At 64.4% G+C, this 21,729-nt stretch carries 17 protein-coding genes, 1 tRNA gene and 1 pseudogene; 7 read left to right on the top strand and 12 right to left on the bottom strand.

The features are described 5' to 3' along the window. The 5 genes and pseudogenes from AC5RWX_RS20135 to AC5RWX_RS20115 form a co-directional block, all read right to left on the bottom strand. Positions 1–190, bottom strand: a pseudogene (locus tag AC5RWX_RS20135) (ABC transporter permease); the annotation flags it as partial. Between the two features lies 1 nt (position 191). After that, positions 192–1,283 (bottom strand): ABC transporter permease, encoded by a 1,092-nt coding sequence (locus tag AC5RWX_RS20130; RefSeq protein ID WP_494098086.1) that lies wholly within the window; start codon positions 1,281–1,283, stop codon positions 192–194. Positions 1,284–1,429: 146 nt separating this feature from the next. Beyond that, positions 1,430–3,061 (bottom strand): ABC transporter substrate-binding protein, encoded by a 1,632-nt coding sequence (locus tag AC5RWX_RS20125; RefSeq protein ID WP_494098085.1) that lies wholly within the window; start codon positions 3,059–3,061, stop codon positions 1,430–1,432. Positions 3,062–3,298: 237 nt separating this feature from the next. Next, complete coding sequence (gene mnmA, locus AC5RWX_RS20120) at positions 3,299–4,429, bottom strand: tRNA 2-thiouridine(34) synthase MnmA (RefSeq protein ID WP_494098084.1); 1,131 nt, start codon at positions 4,427–4,429, stop codon at positions 3,299–3,301. 142 nt (positions 4,430–4,571) lie between these two features. Further along, entirely contained in the window at positions 4,572–5,801 is a 1,230-nt protein-coding gene (locus AC5RWX_RS20115; protein WP_494098083.1) for a cysteine desulfurase family protein, read from the bottom strand. A 570-nt stretch (positions 5,802–6,371) separates the two neighbouring features. Here AC5RWX_RS20115 and AC5RWX_RS20110 point away from each other — a divergent pair. The 4 genes from AC5RWX_RS20110 (at position 6,372) to AC5RWX_RS20095 (ending at position 9,511) form a co-directional block, all read left to right on the top strand. After that, positions 6,372–7,316, top strand: coding sequence for a J domain-containing protein (locus AC5RWX_RS20110; protein WP_494098082.1), 945 nt, complete (start codon positions 6,372–6,374; stop codon positions 7,314–7,316). Positions 7,317–7,338: 22 nt separating this feature from the next. After that, a complete protein-coding gene (locus AC5RWX_RS20105; protein WP_494098081.1) occupies positions 7,339–7,806 on the top strand; it encodes a tRNA (cytidine(34)-2'-O)-methyltransferase in 468 nt (155 codons plus the stop codon). A 231-nt stretch (positions 7,807–8,037) separates the two neighbouring features. Then, positions 8,038–8,646, top strand: coding sequence for an ECF RNA polymerase sigma factor SigK (gene sigK / locus AC5RWX_RS20100; protein WP_494098080.1), 609 nt, complete (start codon positions 8,038–8,040; stop codon positions 8,644–8,646). A 10-nt stretch (positions 8,647–8,656) separates the two neighbouring features. Beyond that, positions 8,657–9,511: an anti-sigma factor gene (locus AC5RWX_RS20095; RefSeq protein WP_494098088.1), complete on the top strand. Its 855-nt coding sequence runs from the start codon at positions 8,657–8,659 to the stop codon at positions 9,509–9,511. Between the two features lie 90 nt (positions 9,512–9,601). Here AC5RWX_RS20095 and AC5RWX_RS20090 read toward each other — a convergent pair whose 3' ends face one another. From AC5RWX_RS20090 to AC5RWX_RS20075, 4 genes are all read right to left on the bottom strand, one after another. After that, entirely contained in the window at positions 9,602–10,318 is a 717-nt protein-coding gene (locus AC5RWX_RS20090; protein WP_494098087.1) for a PIG-L deacetylase family protein, read from the bottom strand. 67 nt (positions 10,319–10,385) lie between these two features. Beyond that, on the bottom strand, positions 10,386–11,339 hold the full coding sequence (locus AC5RWX_RS20085) for an electron transfer flavoprotein subunit alpha/FixB family protein (protein WP_494098079.1): 954 nt from the start codon (positions 11,337–11,339) through the stop codon (positions 10,386–10,388). Positions 11,340–11,353: 14 nt separating this feature from the next. Continuing rightward, positions 11,354–12,154 (bottom strand): electron transfer flavoprotein subunit beta/FixA family protein, encoded by an 801-nt coding sequence (locus AC5RWX_RS20080; protein WP_494098078.1) that lies wholly within the window; start codon positions 12,152–12,154, stop codon positions 11,354–11,356. Positions 12,155–12,421: 267 nt separating this feature from the next. Next, entirely contained in the window at positions 12,422–14,056 is a 1,635-nt protein-coding gene (locus AC5RWX_RS20075) for a S1C family serine protease (protein WP_494098077.1), read from the bottom strand. A gap of 284 nt (positions 14,057–14,340) precedes the next feature. Between AC5RWX_RS20075 and AC5RWX_RS20070 the strand changes: the two genes are divergently transcribed. The 3 genes from AC5RWX_RS20070 to AC5RWX_RS20060 all read left to right on the top strand — a co-directional run bounded on the left by AC5RWX_RS20070 (position 14,341) and on the right by AC5RWX_RS20060 (position 18,815). Then, the gene (locus AC5RWX_RS20070; RefSeq protein ID WP_494098076.1) at positions 14,341–16,386 is read left to right on the top strand and encodes a TPM domain-containing protein; all 2,046 of its coding nucleotides are present in this window, start codon (positions 14,341–14,343) and stop codon (positions 16,384–16,386) included. 110 nt (positions 16,387–16,496) lie between these two features. Next, positions 16,497–17,291: a PspA/IM30 family protein gene (locus tag AC5RWX_RS20065; protein WP_494098075.1), complete on the top strand. Its 795-nt coding sequence runs from the start codon at positions 16,497–16,499 to the stop codon at positions 17,289–17,291. Between the two features lie 93 nt (positions 17,292–17,384). Next, positions 17,385–18,815, top strand: coding sequence for a cryptochrome/photolyase family protein (locus AC5RWX_RS20060; RefSeq protein ID WP_494098074.1), 1,431 nt, complete (start codon positions 17,385–17,387; stop codon positions 18,813–18,815). Positions 18,816–18,842: 27 nt separating this feature from the next. Here the strand turns inward: AC5RWX_RS20060 and AC5RWX_RS20055 are convergent, their stop codons facing one another. The 3 genes from AC5RWX_RS20055 to AC5RWX_RS20045 all read right to left on the bottom strand — a co-directional run. Next, complete coding sequence (locus tag AC5RWX_RS20055; protein ID WP_494098073.1) at positions 18,843–19,775, bottom strand: cytochrome b/b6 domain-containing protein; 933 nt, start codon at positions 19,773–19,775, stop codon at positions 18,843–18,845. Positions 19,776–19,917: 142 nt separating this feature from the next. Next, positions 19,918–19,991, bottom strand: a tRNA-Met gene (locus AC5RWX_RS20050). A gap of 144 nt (positions 19,992–20,135) precedes the next feature. Then, positions 20,136–21,729 (bottom strand): UPF0182 family protein (locus AC5RWX_RS20045; protein WP_494098072.1); only part of this gene is annotated, 1,594 nt, incomplete at its 5' end.

Raw genomic sequence — 21,729 nt, 5'->3', positions numbered from 1 at the left:
AGAAGCCATAGGGCGCCAGCAGCGGGGCGAAGATCGCAGTCAGGACAAAAGCGCCGGTCAGGATCAGGCCTGCCACCAGCATGCCCCGCTGGAGGCCAACGCTTCTGTTGAAATGCGAGACGACCGGCAGGCGCCGGTACCAGGGCGCCCGGGGACTTTCCATGGGGACGGGAACGGCTGGAATGCTCATGTCAGTACCTCACGCGGGGATCGATCAGCGCGGCGATAATATCTACGATGAAGTTGGTCATGGCCACGATGATGGCGAGCAGCACCACGATGCCCTGGACCGCCACGAAGTCGCGTGCTGTGAGGTAGTTGGCCAGCTGGAAGCCCAGGCCCTTCCACTCAAACGTCTTTTCGGTCAGCACGGCGCCGCCGAGCATCACGGCGATCTGCAGCCCCATCACAGTGATAATCGGGATCAGGGCGGGCTTGTAGGCGTGCCTGGTCACCAGGCGGTATTCGCTCACTCCCCTGGACCGTCCGGCCTCCACGTAATCCCTGCCCAAGGTCCCGATGACGTTGGTCCGGACAAGGCGCAGGAAGATCCCGGCCGTCAGGAGCCCCAGCGCCACTGCGGGCAGGACAGCATGGGCCATGACGTCGCTGAACGCTGCCATGTTTCCGCTTCGGAGCGCGTCCAGCCAGTAGATCCCGGTTGGGGCTTCCAAGGATGTCAGGGCGAGTTCGCTGGATGTTTTGGCCCTGCCTGCAACCGGCAGCCAGCCCAGCCACACTGAGAAGGTCAGCTTCAGCAGCATGCCCGCGAAGAACACGGGGGTGGCGTAGCAAAGAATGGCGAAGACCCGCAGGACGGCGTCGGGCGACTTGTCCCGGCGGTGGGCCGCGACCATACCGAGGGGGATGCCTGCCAGGAGGGCGACGAGCAGTGCGTTGATGGTCAGCTCCAGTGTTGCTGAGCCATAGGTTGAGAGCATTTCGACGACGGCGCGGTTGTCGGTGAGGGTGCGGCCGAAGTTGCCCGCAGCCAGCTGGCCGAGGTATTCGAAGTACTGGACCAGGAGCGGCCGGTCGTAGCCGGCTGCCTGGATGCGCTCCTGAAGCTGGTCGGCAGGCAGCCGCCCGCCCATGGCCGCAGTAATGGGGTCACCGGTGATCCTCATCAGGAAAAAGACCATCGTCACCAGGATGAAGATTGTGGGGAAGATCAGCAGGAAACGGATCAGGATGTACTGGCCCAGCCCCCCGCCGGAAGATTTTTTGGTGGCCGGGAAGAGGCCGTCCGCGTCGCTTGGCGGCGCGTCAATGAGTGTTGTCATGGGTACCTAAAGTTGTCGTTGCCGGCGCTGCGGCTCCAGCAGGAGCGCCGGCACCGGGACCAGCACACAGGGCGGGACACGTGCACCTGGCTGCAGGCGCACTGCGTCCCGCCCCGTGTGCGGTCAGAGCCGGACGGTCGCTGAACCTACTTGGACATCACGCCAAGGCGGGTCTTGAACGACGCGTCCAAGGTCTTTTCGACTCCTTGGACATCCGCTCCGGCCACCATCACTTGGGCACCCTGCAGCAGCGGCAGCGTGGAGAGATCCTTGGCGATTGCTTCCTGGGCCTGGCCCAGCAGTTCACTCCGCTTCGCCTTGTCCGTGGTGACGAGCTGGTTCTTGACGATGTCCGTCACGGCAGGATTCTCGTAGTGGTTGCCGAGGAAGTTGCCTGGGATGAAGAACGGCGTCAGGTAGTTGTCAGCGTCCGAGTAGTCCGGGAACCAGCCGAGCTGGTAAACGGGGTAAGCATCCGCGCGGCGCTCCTTGGTGTAGGTGGTCCACTCCGTGGACTTGAGGTCCACCGTGAAGAGGCCTGACTTCTCAAGCTGTTCCTTCACGAGGGCGTACTCATCTGCGGCCGACGTGCCGTACCGGTCCGTGTACTGCAACTTGAGGTCGACCGGGGAGGTGATACCGGCGTCAAGCAGGACCTTCTTTGCCTTGTCCAGGCTGGGCTTGCCGCTGCCGTCACCATAAAGGCTCTTCAGCGGCTCCGTAGCTCCCTCGAATTCCTTGGGGACGTAGGAGTAGACAGGCGTGTAGGTGTTCTTGAACACCTGGGAGGCAATAACATCGCGGTCAACGAGGTGCGCGATGGCCTGCCGCACTGCCAGCGACTTCGCGGGATCGGCCTCGGGTGTCTTAGCCCCGAACGGCATGGTGTCGAAGTTGAAGACCATGTAGCGCAGTTCCCCGCCGGGTCCCTTGTGGACTCTGACCTTGGAGTCCTGTTCCAGGTCGGCCACATCGGTGGCCGTGAGGATGCGGCCCGCCACATCGATGTTGCCCTGCTGGACATCGAGTTTCAGGTTGTTTGGGTCCGCGTAGTGCTTGAGCGTGGCGCCGTCGTTGGCGGCTGCACCCAGCATCCCCTGGTAGTCCGGGTTGGGCTTGAAACTGACCAGTTCATTCTTCTTGTAGCTTTCGATCGTGTACTGGCCCGCAAAGGGCTTCGCGGCAATGATGGCGTCATCGTCCATGATCTTGTCCGCGGGGAAGACTTCCTCGTCCACAATGGGGCCCGGGTTGGACGCGAGAACGCCCGGGAACACCTGGTCGTTTCCGGCAGCGAGGGTGAACACCACGGTGTTGGGGTCCGTCGCTTCGATTTTCTCCATATTGGCCAGGAGCGAAGCGGGGCCGTTGGGATCGTCAATGGCCTTTACCCGGTTAAACGAGAAGACGACGTCGGAGGAGTCAAGGGTGTGGCCGTTGGTAAACTTCAGGTCCGGCTTCAGCTTCACGGTGAACTCGGTGGGGCTGGTGAAGGAAGCCGACTCAGCGATGTCCGGGGTGGCATCGGCGGTGCCGGGCTTGTAGTTGAGCAGGAAGGGGTAGATCTGGTTCATCACCATAAAGGAGCCGCCGTCATAGGAGCCGGCGGGATCCAGCGTGACGACTTTGTCAGTGGTTCCGTAGGTGATCGCCCCGCCACCGGCATCGCCGGTGGAGGTTCCGCCGCCGCCCGAGGGGCCCGTGCAGGCAGTCAATGCGAGGGCGGAAATGCCTGCCAGCGCGATCGCGCCGTGCAGGGCCTTGGTGCTCTTCGTCATCTGTGAACTTTCTGTTCGATGAATACGCGCCCCACCGGTCACTGCAGGGTGCCTTTGCTTCGGCGGGAGCGCGCGGTGCTGATGCGTAGATTCAATCAGAGTGCCAACCTCCAACACGGGCAATTTGTGAGTTGAGACACAAAATTTACCTGAATGATGGGGTGCTCTCATTTGCGAGGCGGCGCAACGAAGAACGCCGCCCCGGCGAAACCGGGACGGCGTTTGGCAACTACGGTTCTAGAGCGCGGCGCGCTGGAGAGAGCGTGCGGCGTCGATGGTGGCCTGGCCCAATACCCGGCTGCCCTGGTAAAGGACCACGGTCTGCCCGGGGGCGACGCCGCGCAGGGGCGTGTTCAGCCGAACTACCAGTTGAGCGCCGGCACCTTCTTCGTGAGGTTCCATACGGGCCGTCGCGGGGACGGGGTCGCCGTGCGCCCGGACCTGGGCGTGACAGTCGAAGTCCTCGCCCCTTTCCACTTCGGCAATGGGCAGGCCCGCCCAAGACACCTTGATGCCCCTGATTTCGTCAATGGCCAGCAGGGCTTCGGGACCCACTACCACCTTGTTTTCCTTGGGCCGGATCTCAAGGACAAACCGGGGCTTGCCGTCCGCGGCGGGTGTGCCCAGTTTCAGGCCGCGGCGCTGGCCCACGGTGAAGGCGTTGGCACCGGGGTGCTCCCCCACCTTGGTGCCGGTTTCGTCCACGATGTCGCCGGTGGTCATAGCGATCTTTTCGGCAAGCCAGCCGGCGGTGTCGCCGTCGGGAATGAAGCAGATGTCGTGGCTGTCGGGTTTGTTGGCCACGGAGAGGCCGCGGCGTTCAGCCTCCGCACGCACTTCAGCCTTGGAGGGCGTGTCGGCCAGCGGGAACATGGAGTGCTTGAGCTGCTCGTGGGTCAGGACGCCCAGGACGTAGCTCTGGTCCTTGGCCCAGTCAGCGGCCCGGTGCAGTTCGCGGTTGCCGTCGGCGTCCTCGATGACCTTGGCATAGTGTCCGGTGCAGACTGCATCGAAGCCGAGGGCAATCGCCTTTTCCAGCAACGCTGCGAACTTGATCCGCTCATTGCAGCGCATGCAGGGATTGGGGGTCCGGCCGGCGGCGTATTCGTCGATGAAGTCCTGGACAACGTCCTCCTTGAAACGTTCGGAAAAGTCCCACACGTAGTAGGGAATGCCCAAGACGTCGCAGGCGCGCCAGGCGTCGCGCGAGTCCTCGATGGTGCAGCAGCCGCGGCTTCCGGTCCGCAGGGTACCGGGCATGCGGGAGAGCGCCAGGTGGACCCCGACGACGTCGTGCCCCGCCTCAACGGCGCGGGCGGCGGCGACGGCGGAATCAACTCCGCCGCTCATGGCTGCTAGGACTCGCATACTGGCTTTCTGTTGGGGGTATTTCCGGCGCTTGGCCGTGTGCTGCCGGACGGTGCTGGCAGGACTTGCTGCTGAGAAGGCACGCAGGCTCCCTGCAAACGATCTTGGCCTATCTATTCTACGGCCTCTGGCAAATGCACGGTCAGCGAGAGCCCAAACCCTGCCGGGCAACGGTGCCGGCCGTCTGGATTGAGGACTCGTGGCCGGCCATTCCGGCTTGGCGCGCCCGCGCGTAGGCATGGGGAAGGGCGGCCAGCAGCGCACCGACGTCCTCTGCCTTCGAGGAGTGCCCCAAGGTGAACCGTTGGGCGCCGCGCGCTGTTTCCTCGTCCAGTCCCATCGCGAGCAGCACGTGCGAGGGCCGCGGCACGCCCGCGGTGCAGGCTGACCCGGTGGACGATTCCACACCAGCCAGGTCCAGGAGGAACAGCAGGGAGTCCCCTTCGCAGCCGGGGAAGGTGAAGTGGGCGTTGCCGGGGAGCCTGCCGGCGGCAGGTGCACCACGCAGGACTGCTTCCGGCACCTGCTCGCGGACGCCGTCGATCAGACGGTCGCGGAGAGCGGCGATGCGCTCTGATTCAGTGCCGAGGTTCACGGCGGCGGTTTCGGCCGCCGCGGCGAAGGCTGCGATCGAGGCGGTGTCCAGGGTGCCTGAGCGGACGTCCCGCTCCTGGCCGCCGCCGTGCTGGACAGGGGTGAGTCTCACCGACCTGCCGAGCAGCAGGGCGCCTACCCCGACAGGTCCGCCGATCTTGTGCCCGGAGATGGACATGGCATCCAGGCCTGATGCCTTGAAATCAACCTGCAGCGATCCGAAAGCCTGGACCGCATCGGAGTGGACGGGAACACCCACCGCATGCGCCAGTTCCACCACGCGCCCGACGGGCTGGATGGTACCTACCTCATTGTTCGCCCACATCACGGTCACCAGGGCGATGGTGTCCGGGTCACGGGAAAGCTCAGCCTCCAGGAACGCCAGGTCAACAAATCCGTCGCCGTCCACCGGAAGCCAGGTGACCTCGGCGCCCTCGTGCCGCTCCAGCCACTCCACCGCGTCCATCACTGCATGGTGCTCGACGGCGGAGCACAGGACGCGCCGACGCGCCGGGTTTTCGCCCACGCGGGCCCAGTACAGGCCTTTGACGGCAAGGTTGTCCGATTCAGTGCCCCCGGACGTGAAAATCACCTCGGAAGGATGGGCGCCTGCCGCTGCTGCAAGGGCTTCCCGTGCATCTTCCACGGTGCGGCGTGCCCTGCGGCCGGAGCCGTGAAGGGAGGACGGATTTCCGGTGCGGGCAAGTTCACGCGTCAGGGCAGCCAGCGCCTCGGGGGAAAGAGGGGTGGTGGCTGCATGGTCGAGGTAAACGGGCACCCTGTAATTCTAGCCGTCCTGCCCACGGAGGTTTGGGGCGCAGCATTTGGCCATCCAGGCCGGCGGCATGATCCTGGCGCAGCAGTGGCCGGGCAGGTTTGCAGATGCGACGCGGTCCGGGGAAGCATCGAAGCGGCTTGCGTCTCAGGAAGGCACCTTCATGGTGCACACCACCCCCGGATGCCCGTCGGAAAGGCGGTGGAAAGGGCAGTTCGGCAGGAAAAAACGCCTTCGCCATCCGGCTCCGGGCGGTAGCCGGACTGCACGAGGAAGCCCTCCAGGGTCTCCCGCCGTTTCGGCCAACGAGCAACCCTTCCGGAACGACTCGGCGGGCAGGGAATCGTCGGCGGCCTCACCTCCGGTGGTGGACTGCTCAATCGCTGCGGCCATCAGCTCATTCCCCTTCCGGCCCCCGCGGCCGTTATCCTCGCGGGTCTAAACGCCGTCCGCGCCAGGCAAACGGAGCGGGAACCCTGAGCGCCGGCACGATCGTTGTCAGGGCAAAGGCCGATAAGCTGGGCCGACAGGGCTGCCCCCGCGGACTGGCCATACCGACAGAAGGATGAGTGCTTGACCGAGAGCAGCTCGCATTATCAGGTGCTTCGTGTGGCAGTCACCGCCACCGAGAAGGAAATCAAGGTGGCCTATCGGCGCGCCGCCCGCGTTGCCCACCCCGACCACGGCGGTGACGCGGCCGCTTTCCGCCGGGTAACCAGCGCCTACGAGACCCTGATCGATCCACAACGCAGGAAAGCCTACGACCGCTCCTACGCGGCCGGTACCGCTGGGGAAAACCAGGATTCGGCGCCACACTTTGATGCACCGCCGGCGGGCAGCCGGGCGTCGGCCACCGTGCACAGGACCGGCGGCAGCCGCAACACTGCCGGAGACCCTCCGGTCTACGTTCCGCCCTACGGTCCTGCGGACGGTGACGTGGTTCCCCTGATCCCCCTGGCTGAGGCAAGCCAGCAGATTCACGGCATGCCGCGGAAGCGCGGGATTTTCGGGGCCGAAGCGCGGATCCAGCGCGAGATGCGCACCGTCCAGCTCCTGACCCGCCAGGTACTCCCCGCCATCCCTGCGGCGAGGCTCATCAACGGGCTCCAGTCACCGGCAGACAACAGCCACATCGACCACGCCGTGCTGTCCGGCTACCGGCTGGCGCTGATCGGCTCCATGCTTTTGCCCAAGGGCGCCTATGCGTGGGACGGCAGGACCCTGAACCACGGCGGACGCTCTGTTGCCCCGCCGCAGCTGGCGCACATAGTCCGCGCCATGCAGGACATCTTTCCGGAATTGAACGTCACCGGCTGGACGGTGGTGCACAGCCCGGGCGGGAATCTGCACGAGCCGGTGATTGACCAGCATCGCCGTTCGGCCGGCGCCCTGGAGACCGTCCGGATTGTCAACGCCGCGGGAATGGTCCGGGGCCTGAAGGAGTTTCTCGCGTCCGGGCCGGCTCCCAACACTGTCAACGTTCCTGTACTGGCCAGGCTGCTGCGCGGCATGCACTGACGGCGTTGACTAGGATGGGATGGTGTTCCGCATCCTTTTCCACGCCCCCGAAATCCCCGGCAATACCGGCAACGCCATCCGGCTGGCAGCCATCACCGGCGCTGAGCTGCATCTGGTGGAGCCCCTGGGATTCGACTTCTCGGACGCGAAGCTCCGCCGGGCCGGCCTCGATTACCACGACCTCGCCGTCGTCACCGTGCACCGGAGCATTGAAGACGCCTGGCAGCATCTCCAGCCGGAACGCGTCTATGCCTTTACGTCGGACGGAACCGCCAGCTACACGGACATCGCCTACCAGCCCGGTGATGTCCTGATGTTCGGCCGGGAATCAGTGGGCCTGCCACCGGAGCTGAAAACGAATCCCCACGTCACTGCCACAGTTCGGCTGCCCATGCTGCCTTCGCTTCGCTCGCTCAACCTCGCCAACGCCGCCTCCATTGCCGTCTACGAAGCCTGGCGCCAGCAGGGATTCGCGGGCGCACGGATCTAAGGCTTCGGGTCCGCTTCATACGTTCCGGCAGGTGCCGTGCCCGACTACGCCCATAACAACATGGGGCCCAGCCCATCCGCTTCCGCAGCTGCGCCGAATAACTCCTGAGAACATTCCCCAGCGATGAAGGAGCGGCAGGTGACACTTCTCCGGGAAGGTCCCAGGACAGGCCGCCGCATCCCCGGCGGCACTGCTAAGGATTCACCTCATAGGGACTTATGCTTGGTAGTGATGGAAACTCCCAACGCGCCTCATTCCGAGGCTCCGGCCACGGTGACGGAAACGCCGGCCGACGTCAACCAGCGACTTGTCACCCTGCTGCAGCAGACAGCCGAGGGCGACCGTGCGGCATTCGCGGAGTTTTACCAACTGACGTCCCGGCGCGTCTACGGTATGGCGCGCAGGGTTCTCATCGACGCTGAGCTCAGCGAGGATACGACGCAGGAGGTATTCCTGCAGGTCTGGCAGAACGCGGCCAAGTTCGATCCGGCCGCCGGCAGCCCGCTGGCATGGCTCATGACCATTTCGCACCGGCGTGCTGTGGACAAGGTCCGGTCGGCCCAGTCGGCCACCGACCGTGAAGCCCGCTACGGTGCCAGCACCCAGGACATCGACCACGACAGTGTGTCCGACGAAGTGGGAAGCAGGCTCGAAGCAGAGGCCGTGGTCCGGTGCCTTGGCACGCTGACGGAGACGCAGCAGGAATCGGTCCGCCTTGCCTATTACGGCGGGCTCACCTACCGCGAAGTCGCAGAACGCCTGAACGCCGCAGTTCCCACTATCAAGTCCCGCATCCGCGACGGCCTGATCCGCTTGAAGACCTGCCTGGGGGTGAGTTGAAATGACCGAGATGAATAACGGACGCGGCGGCCGCTCTGGCGCCTTCGGCGATACCGTCTCTGCTGACCTCGCCTCCGGCCGTGCAGTCGATCTGGCTGAACTGTACGCCCTGGATGCAGTGACTGACGAGGAACGCCGTACCATCGAGCAGTACATTTCAACGGCACCGGCGGCGGAACGGGACTCGTTCTACGAACGCGTCCGCCAATCCAGGGAAACGCTGACGCGCACGTTCAAGGCTGAGGAAGAACCGCCGGCTGGCCTTTTCGACCGGATCACCGCCCAGTTGCCCGCCCAGGACGCGCGCCGGGATACTGGCGTGCCCGCTCCTTCCGCCGGCTCCGCCTCCGTCCCAGGTGCCGCGAATGATTCCAATGACGAACTGGCCAAGGCCCGGCAGCGCCGTGAGGAACGACGGCGTCCGCCCGGCGCCCGCCGCTGGCTCGCCGGAATCGCAGCCGCAGCAGCGATAGCACTGGGCGGAGTTGGCGTCGGGTCCTACATTGCGGACCAGAACGACCCCCTGAACCAGGTGGTCCGGGCAGGGGACCTCCGGGAGGCTTCAGTGGACGTTGCCGGGGGCGGTACCGCCACCGTCCAGATTTCCTCGTCCGAGGATGCAGCAGTGGTCAGGATGAAAGACGTTCCTGCCCCGCCCGAGGGCAAGGTTTACCAGATGTGGCTGATTCCCAAGGACGGGTCAGCACCTGTCTCGCAGGGGCTGATGGACGCGGAAGCACTCTCCAAACCTGCAGTAGTGGAGGGCATCTCCTCTGCCGCTGCGCTCGGAATCACCGTCGAGCCCGTCGGCGGCTCCGAGTCCCCCACCCTGCCCACCGTCGCCGCCGCGCCCTTGGACGCGTAGCACCGGCCTGGCAAAGCATCAAAAGGCGCCCAGCGGGCATCCGGAAGGAGAGCCGCGGGGCGTCTTTTGTGTGTTCGGAACGCCGGTCGCCTAGAAACCGGCTATGGTTCCAGGCCCGTTGACCGCTACTACATGGAACGCTTCAGCGCTGTGCCCGGCGGGAAGCCCGGCACGGGCAGCATTAGCGTGCATGCCCTGGCGTACGGCTGATTCCATGGCCTCGACGTCCGGGTGCTGGCTGACGTGGACATGGATGGCATCGAGTTTGGCCTCCACGTGCGCGGTGACATCAACGAAGTGGTTTTCCCGTTCGTCCGGCCCCGCGTACAGCCAGAGCCACGGAAGCTTGTACGCTTCCAGCCCGGCCTCCGCGAGTTCGGGGTAGGCAAACGGATTCTCCAGCGCCGGATAAACCGCGCGCGTTACGGCCTCTCCCACGGCAAGGTGGTCCGGATGGCTTTTCTGGATGCGCCGCCAGTTCCGTTCCGGATGCATGGCAAGCACGACGTCGGGACGAATTTCGCGGATGAGCTTCACCACTCCACGCATCACCTCGTGCGAGGGTTCAAGGTAGCCGTCACGCTGATGGAGGTAGTGGATCTCGGAAACTCCGACCAGTTCGGCGGCCCGGCGCTGTTCGGCGTCGCGCATGGCAATGATGTCCGCCCGGTGAGCCGGGTCGAAGCCGCCCGCGTCGCCGTCGGTCATGATGCAGTAGCTGACCTGCACACCTGCCGCCGTCCAGGCCGCGATGGTGCCTGCAGCACCGAAATCAATGTCGTCCGGGTGGGCCGCAAAACAGAGCACCCGTCCAATCCGGTCGGTGGCCGGGTTGAACGGGCTCTCCGCCTGCACAGGGAAAGGCAGCCAATTATCAGCCTTTACGCTTCTTGATCTCTGCCGTGGCCTGCGGGAGGACATCGAAGAGGTCTCCGACAATGCCGAAGTCCGCGATCTCGAACACGGGCGATTCGGCGTCCTTGTTCACTGCGACGATAACCTTGGCGGTCTGCATGCCGGCCTTTTGCTGGATGGCACCGGAAATACCCGCGGAGATGTAGAGCTGCGGGGACACGGTCTTGCCGGTCTGCCCCACCTGCGCGTCGTGGCTGACCCAGCCGGCGTCGGTGGCTGCGCGTGAGGCTCCCACGGCCGCTCCCAGTGCGTCTGCGAGTTCCTCCACGGGTCCGAAGTCGCCGTCGAGGCCGCGTCCGCCGGCCACCACGATGCGGGCGTCGGTCAGGTCGGGGCGGCCGCTGGCAACCTTCTGTTCGCGGGCAGTGATCCGCGCCGCTGCTTCAGTACTGCTTACAGGCACGTCAACCGTTACGGTTTCCGGCGTGCCGGGGGCGGCCGCCGGTTCCGGGACCACATTGTTGGCCTTAAGGGTCAACACGGACACGGGCGTGGTGGTTTTGCACGCAGTGTTGTAGGAACCGGCGAGGACGGACTTGTGCGCCGTTCCGTCAGCATCGACGGCGACAACGTCGGTGATAACACCGGCATTGAGGCGGATTCCGAGGCGGGCGGCAATTTCTTTGCCCTCAGGAGAGTTGTCGAGCAGCACTATGGTGGCTCCGGTGCTCTGCGCTGCGGCCGCAAGGTAAGCGGCTTTGGGTGCCACAAGATAGTCGTCAAGGTTCTGTGCGGAGGGGCGAAGGACAGCGCTGACGCCGTATTCGCCGAAGGCAGCTGTTACCTCGTTGTGCAGTTCCCCGTTGAGGGCAACAACGCTTTCCCCAAGGGAACGTGCCACAGTCAGCAGTTCGAGACTGCTCTTCTTGAGCCCGTTGCCGGGGTTGTCAATGAAAACAAGTACTTTTGCCATGTCGATGTTCCCTCTTAGAGCAGCTTCTGGGCGGCCAGGAAGTCAACCAGCTTGATGCCGGCGTCGCCTTCGTCGGTGATGATGGTGCCGGCGGTGCGCGGCGGCCGTTCCTCGGCGTTGGTCACTGTGGTCCACGAACCGGTGTGCCCCACCTGGGCAGGATCCACACCGATGTCGGCGAGGGACAAGGTGGTGATGGTTTTGCGCTTGGCAGCGATGATGCCCTTGAAATTGGGGTACCGCGGCTCGTTGATCTGGTCCGTCACGGACACCAGCGCCGGGAGGGCGGCCTCTACGGTTTCGGAGCTCATGTCCGCATCGCGGCGGGCCACCAGCCGTGCGCCGTCCAGCTCCAGGGACGAAGCGAACGTAACCTGGGGAAGGCCAAGGCGTTCGGCCAGCTGCGCGGGTACCAGTGAGGTCTCGCCGTCGGTTGAGGCCATGCCGGTGATGATCAGGTCAACCGGCGCATCCCGGCCCAGGTACCGGACAGCTGCCGAGAGTGCCAGCGAGGTGGCGGCTGCGTCGGAGCCTGCTAAAGCCTCATCGGTCAGGTGCACGCCCTCGGTGGCACCCATTTGAAGGGACTTCTTCACGGAATTGACAGCACCGGCCGGGCCCATGCTCAGGGCGATGACCTGGTTGCCTGCTTTGCTGCCGCCGCGAGCCTCGGCCAGCTGCAGTGCCGCCTCGAGTGCGTATTCATCCAGCTCGGAGAGGATGCTTTCGTCACGGTCCGTCGTGTAGCCCTCCCCGTTGAGGTGACGGTCGAACTGGGCGTCCGGTACATGCTTGACCAGGACGATGATTCTCAATGTCTTCTCCACTGTATCGACAGCAGCCTTCCATGCTTGTGGACAGCCAGCCGGGTAGGGTCATGGCCGCGGAATGCCCGGCGTACGGGTAGCTCCTAGCTAACCATATAGGCGCACCTGTGCGCCGTCTTCCGTTAACGCCTGTGTCAGCCGGGCTGGACAGGGGCGCCGATTATCGGCCGCAATGACGACGGCGGCGTCCCCGGTTGAGTGGGGACGCCGCCGTCGGGCGTTCGCTGATTCTTCGTGCCTTGCCAAAGCCTGCTGTCAGCTGGCTGCGGCGCCAAGGGTGACGTCGAGGGTCTGTTCCGCACCGTTGCGCAGGACAGTGATCCTGACCTTGGAACCGGCGGGCTGCTCCCGGACCGCCGCCGTCAGTTGCTCCGGTTCACCGATGGCCAGGTCGTTGAACTTCGTGATGACATCACCCACCCTGATCCCTGCCTTCGCGGCAGCCGAATCGGGCTCAAGTGTCGCGACGTCCGCGCCCACCGAGAACCCGGAAGCGGCACTCGACGCGGACTTCTTCTTGACACTGACACCCAGTTGCCCGTGCGAAGCCTTGCCGGTATCAATGATCTCCTGGGCCACCCGCTTGGCGTGGTTGATGGGGATGCTGAAGCCCACGCCGATATTGCCGCTGGAGGAGGACAGGGAGCCGGATCCGGCTGATGCGATCGCCACGTTGACGCCGATGATCTCGCCGCTGCTGTTCACCAGGGCACCACCCGAGTTGCCGGGGTTGATGGCGGCGTCCGTCTGGATGACGTTTATGGAAATCTCACCCTGCTCCGCCGTTTGCTGGCTCTGGCCGCCGCCTGGAGGCGCGAACTGGAAACCGCCCTCGTCGTCGCCCTCAGCGTTGTCGCCCTCTTCAGGGGCAGCGGCCGAGGCGACGCTGATGGTCCTGTTGAGGGTTGAGACGATGCCATCCGTCACCGTCCCGGTGAGGCCCAACGGCGAGCCGATCGCAATGGCGGTGTCCCCCACGTTGAGCTTGCCGGAGTCGCCCAGGGTGGCAGGGGTGAGGCCTGAGGCGTTGTCCACCTTGATGACAGCAAGGTCTGACAGGGGGTCTGTACCAACCAGCTTGGCGGTGAGCACCCTGCCATCGCTGGTGCGCACTTCGAGGGCGGCGTTGGCCGTCTGTCCGTCCAGTGTGACCACGTGGGTGTTGGTGAGGATATGGCCCTGGTCGTCCAGGATGATGCCAGAACCTGTACCGCCGGCGCCGTTGCTTGAAGCGCTGATGGTCACCACACTGGGTGATGCCTTCAGGGCGGCGGCGGTTATGGCGTTCACATCATCCTGGTTGTTGACGATGACCGTTCCGGGCTGGCTGTTGCTGCTGGTAGCGGCGGTGGAGCCCGGGCTGTCGAAGACCTCGCCGCCGGCAACTGTCGCCACTCCGCCGCCCACCAGGCCGGCCGCGAGGATGCTGGCCACCAGGGTGCCGACACCAAAGGACGCCTTCTTGCGTGGAGCGTCCTTCGGGTTTGGAGCAAGGCCTGGATGGCCTCCGGGGACGTTGTGCTGGCTCTGGCCGTAATAGCCGTAGTGGGGCTGGGGCCCCTGGGATTCATTCGACGGCTGGCTTGCATTCTGGCCGGAAGCAGGCTGTCCGTAAAACGGCTGGCGCTGCGGGTACGCCGGGCGCGCTCCGGGAAGCTCCTGGGTGGGGTTATCCCCCTGGTTCGTCCAGTCCAGCTGTTCGGTGGGGTATTGGTTCGGACCGGGAGTCTGGTTGGCTGCGGGCACCGCGGAACGTGAGGCCGCCGTGCCATCCGCATCCTGAACCTCGCCAGGATTGTTCCCCGGCTGGGCCGCATGCTGCTGCCAGGAATCCTGCCGCCCCGGGCCGCGGTTCTCGGGAGAGGCACCGGGGGTTTGGTTCTCAGTCATGGGACTTCCTTTCATCCTCGTCTGCATTAACTATGGACTCCCTCGCTGTAACAAGCTCGGATGTTTGCTGAGAGCTTGCTGTGGGCTTCTCCGGGCCCGCTGATGCCCTTCCCCGGGACGTTTCGCTGGTGGCATATTCGACTCGATGGACGGCCTGTGGGGTGCACCATAGAATCAAGATGATTGCCACAGCGACCTGCGGCTACACATGCGTGGGGGCGCTGCTGCATTCTGAGACGACCGGTTCGTCCCGAATCGGTGTCAAGCGTGCTGAAGGGTTGCACATGCGGTCAAAGTTCAAACGTATTCTCGCCGTGATCGGCCTTACCGGCCTGCTGGCGGCGCCCGCCGCCGCGGCCTGGGCAGAACCGCCGGTCACTATTCCGTCCGGAACCAACATCGTTGATAATGCGAATGTCCTGGGGAACCGCAAGGGCGAGGTTCAGGAAGCCATCCAGAAGCTTCTGAAGGACGACAAGTACAACCTCTACGTTGTCACGGTCAAAACCTTCGAAGACCCGGCCGATCCGAAGGCGTGGTCCCAAGCCGTCGCCACTGCCAAGGGTATGGGCCGGGCTGACGTCATCCTCGCGATGTCAGATGACGGCAAGTACTACTTCTCCCCCAATTCAGCAAGCCCGATTTCGTCCAAGACCAGCAACATCAGCCAGAATGCTGTTGTCGCCAATCTGGCCGGCGGCAAGCGCGATTTCGCCCAGGCAGCCATCGACACCGCAGCAGCGGTCGGAGACGCTGCCAGCGGTGGCAGCGGCAACGTTCCTTCCGGTGACGGAGCCGGGGCAGCCGTTCTTGTAGGAGCAGGCGTTGTCGCCGCGGGCGGTGCCGGTGCGTACCTCTACTTCCGCAACAAGCGCAAGAAGGCTGCCGTGCAGGCATCCAGCGCGAGCTATGGCCCGCAGGGCGCGGAAGTTGATCCGCTGGCTTCCCTGAGCGTAGAGGAGCTTCGCCGCAAGAGCGGCTCCCTCCTCATCGAGGCTGACGACGCCATCAAGTCCAGCGAGCAGGAACTCATGTTCGCACAGGCACAATACGGTGATTCCGCCGTCGGCAACTTCACCAAGGCGCTGGAGGAAGCCAAAGGCCATATGACGGAATCGTTCAAGCTGCAGCAGCAGCTGGACGATCACATCCCTGACACCGAAGAGCAGCAGCGCACGTGGCTGGGCGAAATCATCCGCCGTTCGGAAGCTGCACTGGCGTCGCTGCAGGAGCAGAAGGCGGACTTCGATTCCCTCCGCGAACTTGAGAAGAACGCTCCCCGTGCACTGGCAGCCGTCAACGCCGGTGCCCGCGAAGCGGATTCGAAAATCGCCAGCGCTGAGAAGTCCCTCACCGCCCTCAGGGCCAAGTATGCCGAGAGCGCGCTGGTGCAGGTTTCGGATAATATTCTGCAGGCCAAGGAGCGGCTCGCCTTCGTCCAGAACGCCTCAGCCACTGCTGAGCAGAAGCTGGCTGAGGGCGAAGGAAGCCTGGCCGCCGTTGCTGTCCGTGCCGCAGAAGAGAGCCTGCACCAGACGAACGTCCTCATCGATGCGATCGCCAAGGTTTCCTCCAGTCTGGACGAGGCCCGGAGCGGACTTGAGGCAGCGGTAGTCGATACCTCCCAGGACCTTGCCCAGGCGAAGGCAATCATCAAGTCCGGCGCTCATCCCGAGCTCGCCGGACCGGTGGCGGCAGTTGAAGCTGCACTGGCACAGGTCAAGTCCGAAATCCAGGGCGGCAAGATTGACCCCCTCGCCACCCTGCAGCGCGTAGAGACGGCCCATCAGTCTCTCGACCAGTCACTCAGCGGCATCAGGGACCAGCAGGAACAGGCGCGCCGGGCCCAGGCATCACTGCAGCAGACCATCATGTCCGCCCAGGCCCAAATCAGTGCGACCTCCGACTACATCACCGCCCGCCGCGGCGGCGTGGGTACAGAAGCCCGCACACGGCTGGCGGAGTCGCAGCGCAACCTGGATTACGCCCTGTCAATCGCTCGCACCGATCCGGTTACGGCGCTTACCTACGCCCAGCAGGCGCATGCACTGGCGGCGCAGGCAGCCCAGCTGGCACAGGCCGACGTTGACCACTTCGACGGCTACGCCAACCAGGGCTACGGCCGCGGCGGCATGTTCGGCGGAGGCGGCGGCGGCGGATTGGGCGGCGCCATCCTTGGCGGCATCCTGATCAACTCAATCCTCAACGGAGGCGGTGGCGGCGGCTGGGGTGGCGGCCACAGTGACGGTGGCGGATGGGGTGGCGGAGATTTCGGCGGCGGCGACTTCGGCGGCGGCGACTTCGGCGGAGGCGACTCCGGAAGTTTCTGAGGCCGGAGCCCCGCTCCGCCCGTCGGAGCATCCCCACTGGCGGATGGGCGCAGCACACAAACGTTCACTGATTTCAGTGGTCAACACAGAGCAGGACGAAAGGTAACACCATGGTTAAACAGTCCATTTTCGGCCGAGTCGCACAGCTGGCAAAGGCGAACATCAACTCCTTGCTGGACAACGCTGAGGATCCGCAGAAGATGCTGGACCAGATGGTTCGGGACTACACGAACAATATTGCCGAGGCGGAGTCGGCTGTAGCGCAGACCATCGGCAACCTCCGGATGCTTGAGGACGACTACAACGAGGACGTCAAGAACTCGCGCGACTGGGGAAACAAGGCCCTCGCCGCGTCACGCAAGGCCGATGAATACCGCGCCAACGGCAACGTGGCCGACGCCGAAAAGTTCGACAACCTGGCCAAGGTGGCCCTGCAGCGCCAGATGGCCGCTGAGAACGAGGCCAAGGGTGCGGAGCCGAGCATCGCTTCCCAGCGCGAAGTGGTGGACAAGCTGAAGACCGGCCTGGACCAGATGAAGGGCAAACTCAACCAGCTGACCAGCAAGCGCAACGAACTGGTTGCCCGGTCCAAGACCGCAGCTGCGCAGGCGCAGGTGCACGATGCCATCAAGAGCATTGACATCATGGACCCCACCAGCGAAGTGGGCCGCTTCGAAGAGAAAATTCGCCGCGAAGAAGCCAAGGTCCGCGGGCAGCAGGAACTCGCTTCGTCGAGCCTTGATGCCCAGTTCAATCAGCTTGAAGATCTCGGTGAGCAGGTCGAGATTGAGGCACGCCTGGCTGCGTTGAAGTCGGGTGGCACATCAAAGCCTGCCATCGGCGCCGCCGGCTCTGCCGGAACCGATGAGTCCACGGTGACCGAAATCGATTACGACAAACTCTGAGAAGTAGGCGGGGAGCACCCTCGCCAGGAACAGTAGGAAGGCCGGGGCCGCTGCCCCGGCCTTCCTGATGCCGGGGGTGTGTAGCGTAGTGCCATGGCTTCCTCCGACGCAACGTCCCTCCTCTGGCTGCGCGACGACCTCCGGCTGGACGATAATCCTGCGCTGACCGCAGCCGCACTTTCGGGGCTGCCCATGACCGTCGTCTTCATCTTGGACGAGGAGTCGGAAGGGATCCGGCCGCTGGGCGCAGCAAGTCGATGGTGGCTTCACCATTCCCTTGCGGCGCTGGCCGACTCCTTGGAGAACAAAGGTTCGCGGCTTCTTCTTCGCCGCGGGCCGGCGTCGGCTGTTATCAAGGAACTGGCGGCCGAAACGGGTGCCACGCACCTCTTCTGGAACCGGCGCTACGGATTGCAGGAGCGCGCCGTGGATGCCGATGTGAAGACGTGGGCCGACGCTAACGGCCTTCAGGCCTCCAGCCACCAGGCAAACCTCCTGTTCGAGCCATGGACCATTCGCACCGGCGCCGGCGGCCCTTACAAGGTCTTTACGCCCTTCTGGCGTGCCTGCCTTGTACACGGCGAACTGCGGGAGCCGTACGACGAACCGCACCACCTTCCCTCCCCTGCCCGGGGAAGAGGAGGAGTAGTTCCTGCCGGCGAAGACCTGGACACCTGGAACCTCCTGCCGCACTCCCCCGACTGGAGCGGCGGCCTTGCAAGCACCTGGGAGCCGGGCGAAAAGGGCGCACTGCTCCGCCTGGTTGATTTCCTGGACGGACCGGCCGAGGAATACGGCACCGGCAGGAACATGCCGGGAGTGGAAGGTACCAGCCGGCTGTCCCCGCACCTGCGCTTCGGCGAGGTAAGCCCTTTTAGGGTGTGGCATGAGATCCGGCACCGGTTCCCGCGCAAGGTACCCGCCGACGTCGATATCTTCCGTTCTGAGCTTGGCTGGCGGGAATTCTGCTGGCACCTCCTATACACCAACCCCGAACTCGCCACCCGCAACTACCGGCCACAGTTTGACCGCTTTGATTGGCAGCAGCTGAGCGGGGGCGAGCTGCAGGCCTGGCAACAGGGCCGCACAGGTTATCCCCTCGTTGACGCCGGGATGCGGCAGCTGTGGCAGACAGGCTGGATGCATAACCGCGTGCGGATGGCGGCCGCTTCATTCCTGGTTAAGAATCTTTTGGCGGACTGGCGCATTGGCGAGCAATGGTTCTGGGACACGCTCGTCGACGCGGACGCCGCCTGCAACCCTGCCAACTGGCAATGGGTTGCAGGCTCCGGAGCCGACGCGTCGCCCTACTTCCGCATCTTCAACCCGGTGACGCAGAGCAGGAAATTCGATTCAGCCGGCTGCTACCTGCGCCAGTTCATACCTGAACTTGCCGGCCTCGACGGTAAGGCCATCCACGAGCCGTGGAAAGCCGCCGACGTCACCGGGTACCCGGCGCCGGTCGTTGGGCTGCCGGAGTCACGGGAAAGGGCTCTGGAGACCTACAGCAGGCTTAAGGACTGATGGGCTGCTGCGCGGCCCTGCGGCGTATTACCGGCTGACCTTGCCCATCAGGGACGCTATGGGCCGCAGGAAGATGGGGCGGGCCAGGAACCAGGCCGCCACCATGACCACAACCGAGGCGAGGAAAACCCAGAAGCCGAACCAGCCGTCGTCGTCCCGTACTCCATACATGTGATTGAGGTTGCGCAGCGCTCCCGTGGCGAGCACCAGGAAGACGTGCACCGCGATGAAGGCAACAAAGTAGATCATTACCGGGAAGTGGACGGCCCGGGCCCATTCAATCGGGTAGGCCTTGTTGAGGCCGGTAGCCTTCTTTGGCCACGCCGACGACATCCGCAGGCCAGTAATGAAGGCCAGTGGCGCCGCAATGAAGACTGTCACGAAGTAGGAGAGCAACTGAAGCGCGTTGTAGTTCACCCAGCCGTTCTCCGTGGGCCAGTTCAGGGACGCGTACTGCAGGGCGGCCGAGAGCGCGTTGGGGAAGACGTCCCAGCTGGTGGGAACGATGCGCATCCACTGCCCGGTAGCGAACAGCAGGACGGCGAACACCAGGCCATTGAGGATCCACAGGGCGTCCAGTGTCAGGTGGAACCACAGCTCAAGGCTGATCTTGGTGGGCGGGTTCTTCGTCTTGATCAGGCCCTTGTTGTTGCGGGTCCAGTGTCCGCTGGGGCGCGTGGTGGTACGCACCTGCCAACCGGTGCGGATGATCAGCAACAGGAAGAAAGCGTTCAGGAAGTGCTGCCACGCAAGCCAGGCAGGGAATCCTACCGGCGCTTCCTCCGGCAGCTCCGAGTGGCCCGGATAGTCCGCTACGAAGGAGGCGACGGCGGGCAGGCCCATCAGCCACTTTGCGATCAACACCACGAGGACCAGCACCGCAAGGACGGCGGGCACACCCCAATATAGTCGGGACCGCTTTCCCGCGGCAGTGCCGGGCTTCTTCGTGGGAGTGGACATCGAGCAACATTCCTCTCGAGAATGACTGGCGAAGTACTCACAATCTGTGAGGCTCTGCGAAAGAGAATACTAGGAACTACCGGCAATCAAGGAAAAAAGAAGGCCCCGCCCGGCTTGTCTGCCGGTCGGGGCCTTCTCATAGTTGCGGGGACAGGATTTGAACCTGTGACCTCTGGGTTATGAGCCCAGCGAGCTACCGAACTGCTCCACCCCGCGTCGCAAGAACTACTTTACCGGCCGGTGAACAGCAGGCCAAATCGAGGAGGCGTGATCTCCGTCTCGCCAGTCCGGCACCCGCTCCGGGCGGAACGGGTGCCGGACTACCGCCGTCGTGACCAGCTGCTGGTGATCAGCTGGCGATTAGCTGCTGGGCGACGGCGAAGGCGTGGCTTCAGGTGTCGCCGTGGAGGCCGGAGCCGGAGTTGCCTCGGGAGCGGCAACCGGAATCTTGTTCTCCGCGTCCAACGCCCTCTGGAGGGCCGCTGAGATGCGCTTCTGCGCCTCTCCGTAGGCTGCGAAGTCGCCGGCGGCGAGGGCGGCCTGCCCTGCCTGCATGGCGGCGTTTGCCTCATCCAGCGCGGCCCGCAGTTCAGCCTTGGCGTCCGCCCCGCCCGGTGCAGGCGGAGCAGCCGGATCTGTGGGTGTCTGGCCGTTATTGCCGGAGTCGCCCGCAGCCGCCCCCGAGTCCCCGCCGAAGAGCTGCTTCAGCGCTTCGTCAAGGGTCGGGGCGAAGCCGACCTTGTCGCCGAAGGCCACCAGTACGCGCTGCAGCGTGGGGTAGGACGTCTCACCGGTGGACTTCAGGTACACCGGCTGGACGTAGAGGATGCCTCCGCCGACAGGAAGCGTGAGCAGGTTACCGTTCAGAACGTCAGAGGCACCCTGGCGGAGCAGGTTAAGGGCCTGCGAAACCGTGGGATCCGAGTTGAACTTGTTCTGCGCCTGGCCCGGGCCGGGGACCTGGATCTCCGGTGGGATCTGCAGCAACCGCAGCTTGCCGTAACTCTCGGCCTTCACGCCCGCCTGGTTGCCTGCGTCGGAGTCGGCGGCGAGGAAGCCGTAGAGGACGTTGCGCGCGTTTCCATTAACGATCTGCGGAATGAACGATGACGTCAGCTGGAACGCAGGCTTGTCCTGGTCCGGCATCTGCAGCGACATGTAGAACGGCGGCTGCTTGACATCGTTGGTCGAATCGACCGTGGGGTCGTTCGGCACGCTCCAGGCGTCCTTCGTCTGGTAGAAGCTGGACGGGTCCGTCACGTGGTACTCGCCCAACAACTGGCGCTGGACCTTGAAGAGGTCCTCCGGGTATCGGACGTGGCTCATAACATCGCCGGACATCTCCGAATATGGCTTCAGCGAGGTCGGGAACACCTTCTGCCAGGACTTCAGCAGTGGGTCCTGGTCGTCCCACGCATACAGGGTGACCGAGCCGTCGTAGGCATCGACCGTGGCCTTCACCGAGTTCCGGATGTAGTTGACGGTGCTGTTCGGCAGGGCGACTGCACGGCCGGAAGTGGTCTGGGAATCGGCCGTGGCGTCCGAGAGCTGCTCCTGCTGCGAGTACGGATAGTACTGGCTGGTGGTGTAGCCGTCCACGATCCACTTCACCCGTCCATCAACGACCGCAGGGTAGGCATTGCCGTCCACGGTCAAATAGGGGGCCACCTTCTCTACGCGCTCACGCGGGTTGCGTTCGTACAGAATCTGCGATTCCGGATTCACGCCGTCCGAGAGCAGCAGGTCCGAGGACTGGAACTTGATCGAGTAAAGCACCCTGTTGAAAAAGGTACCTACGTTGGGTCCGCCGTTGCCTTCGAAGGTGTACTGGGTCTCACCCTCACCTGACGGCCTGTCCTGCTCGCGGGGAGGAGCGCCGTCTGGTGCGCCCACGATTGAGTAGTCCGGAGAGTACTCACCAAAGTAGATCCGCGGCTCGTAGCTGGAGTCATCC

It is taken from the genome of Arthrobacter sp. SPT-J7, from assembly GCF_059089965.1.
Note: the sequence above shows the minus strand (reverse complement) of the source record. Positions and strands in the feature narration are given on the sequence as shown.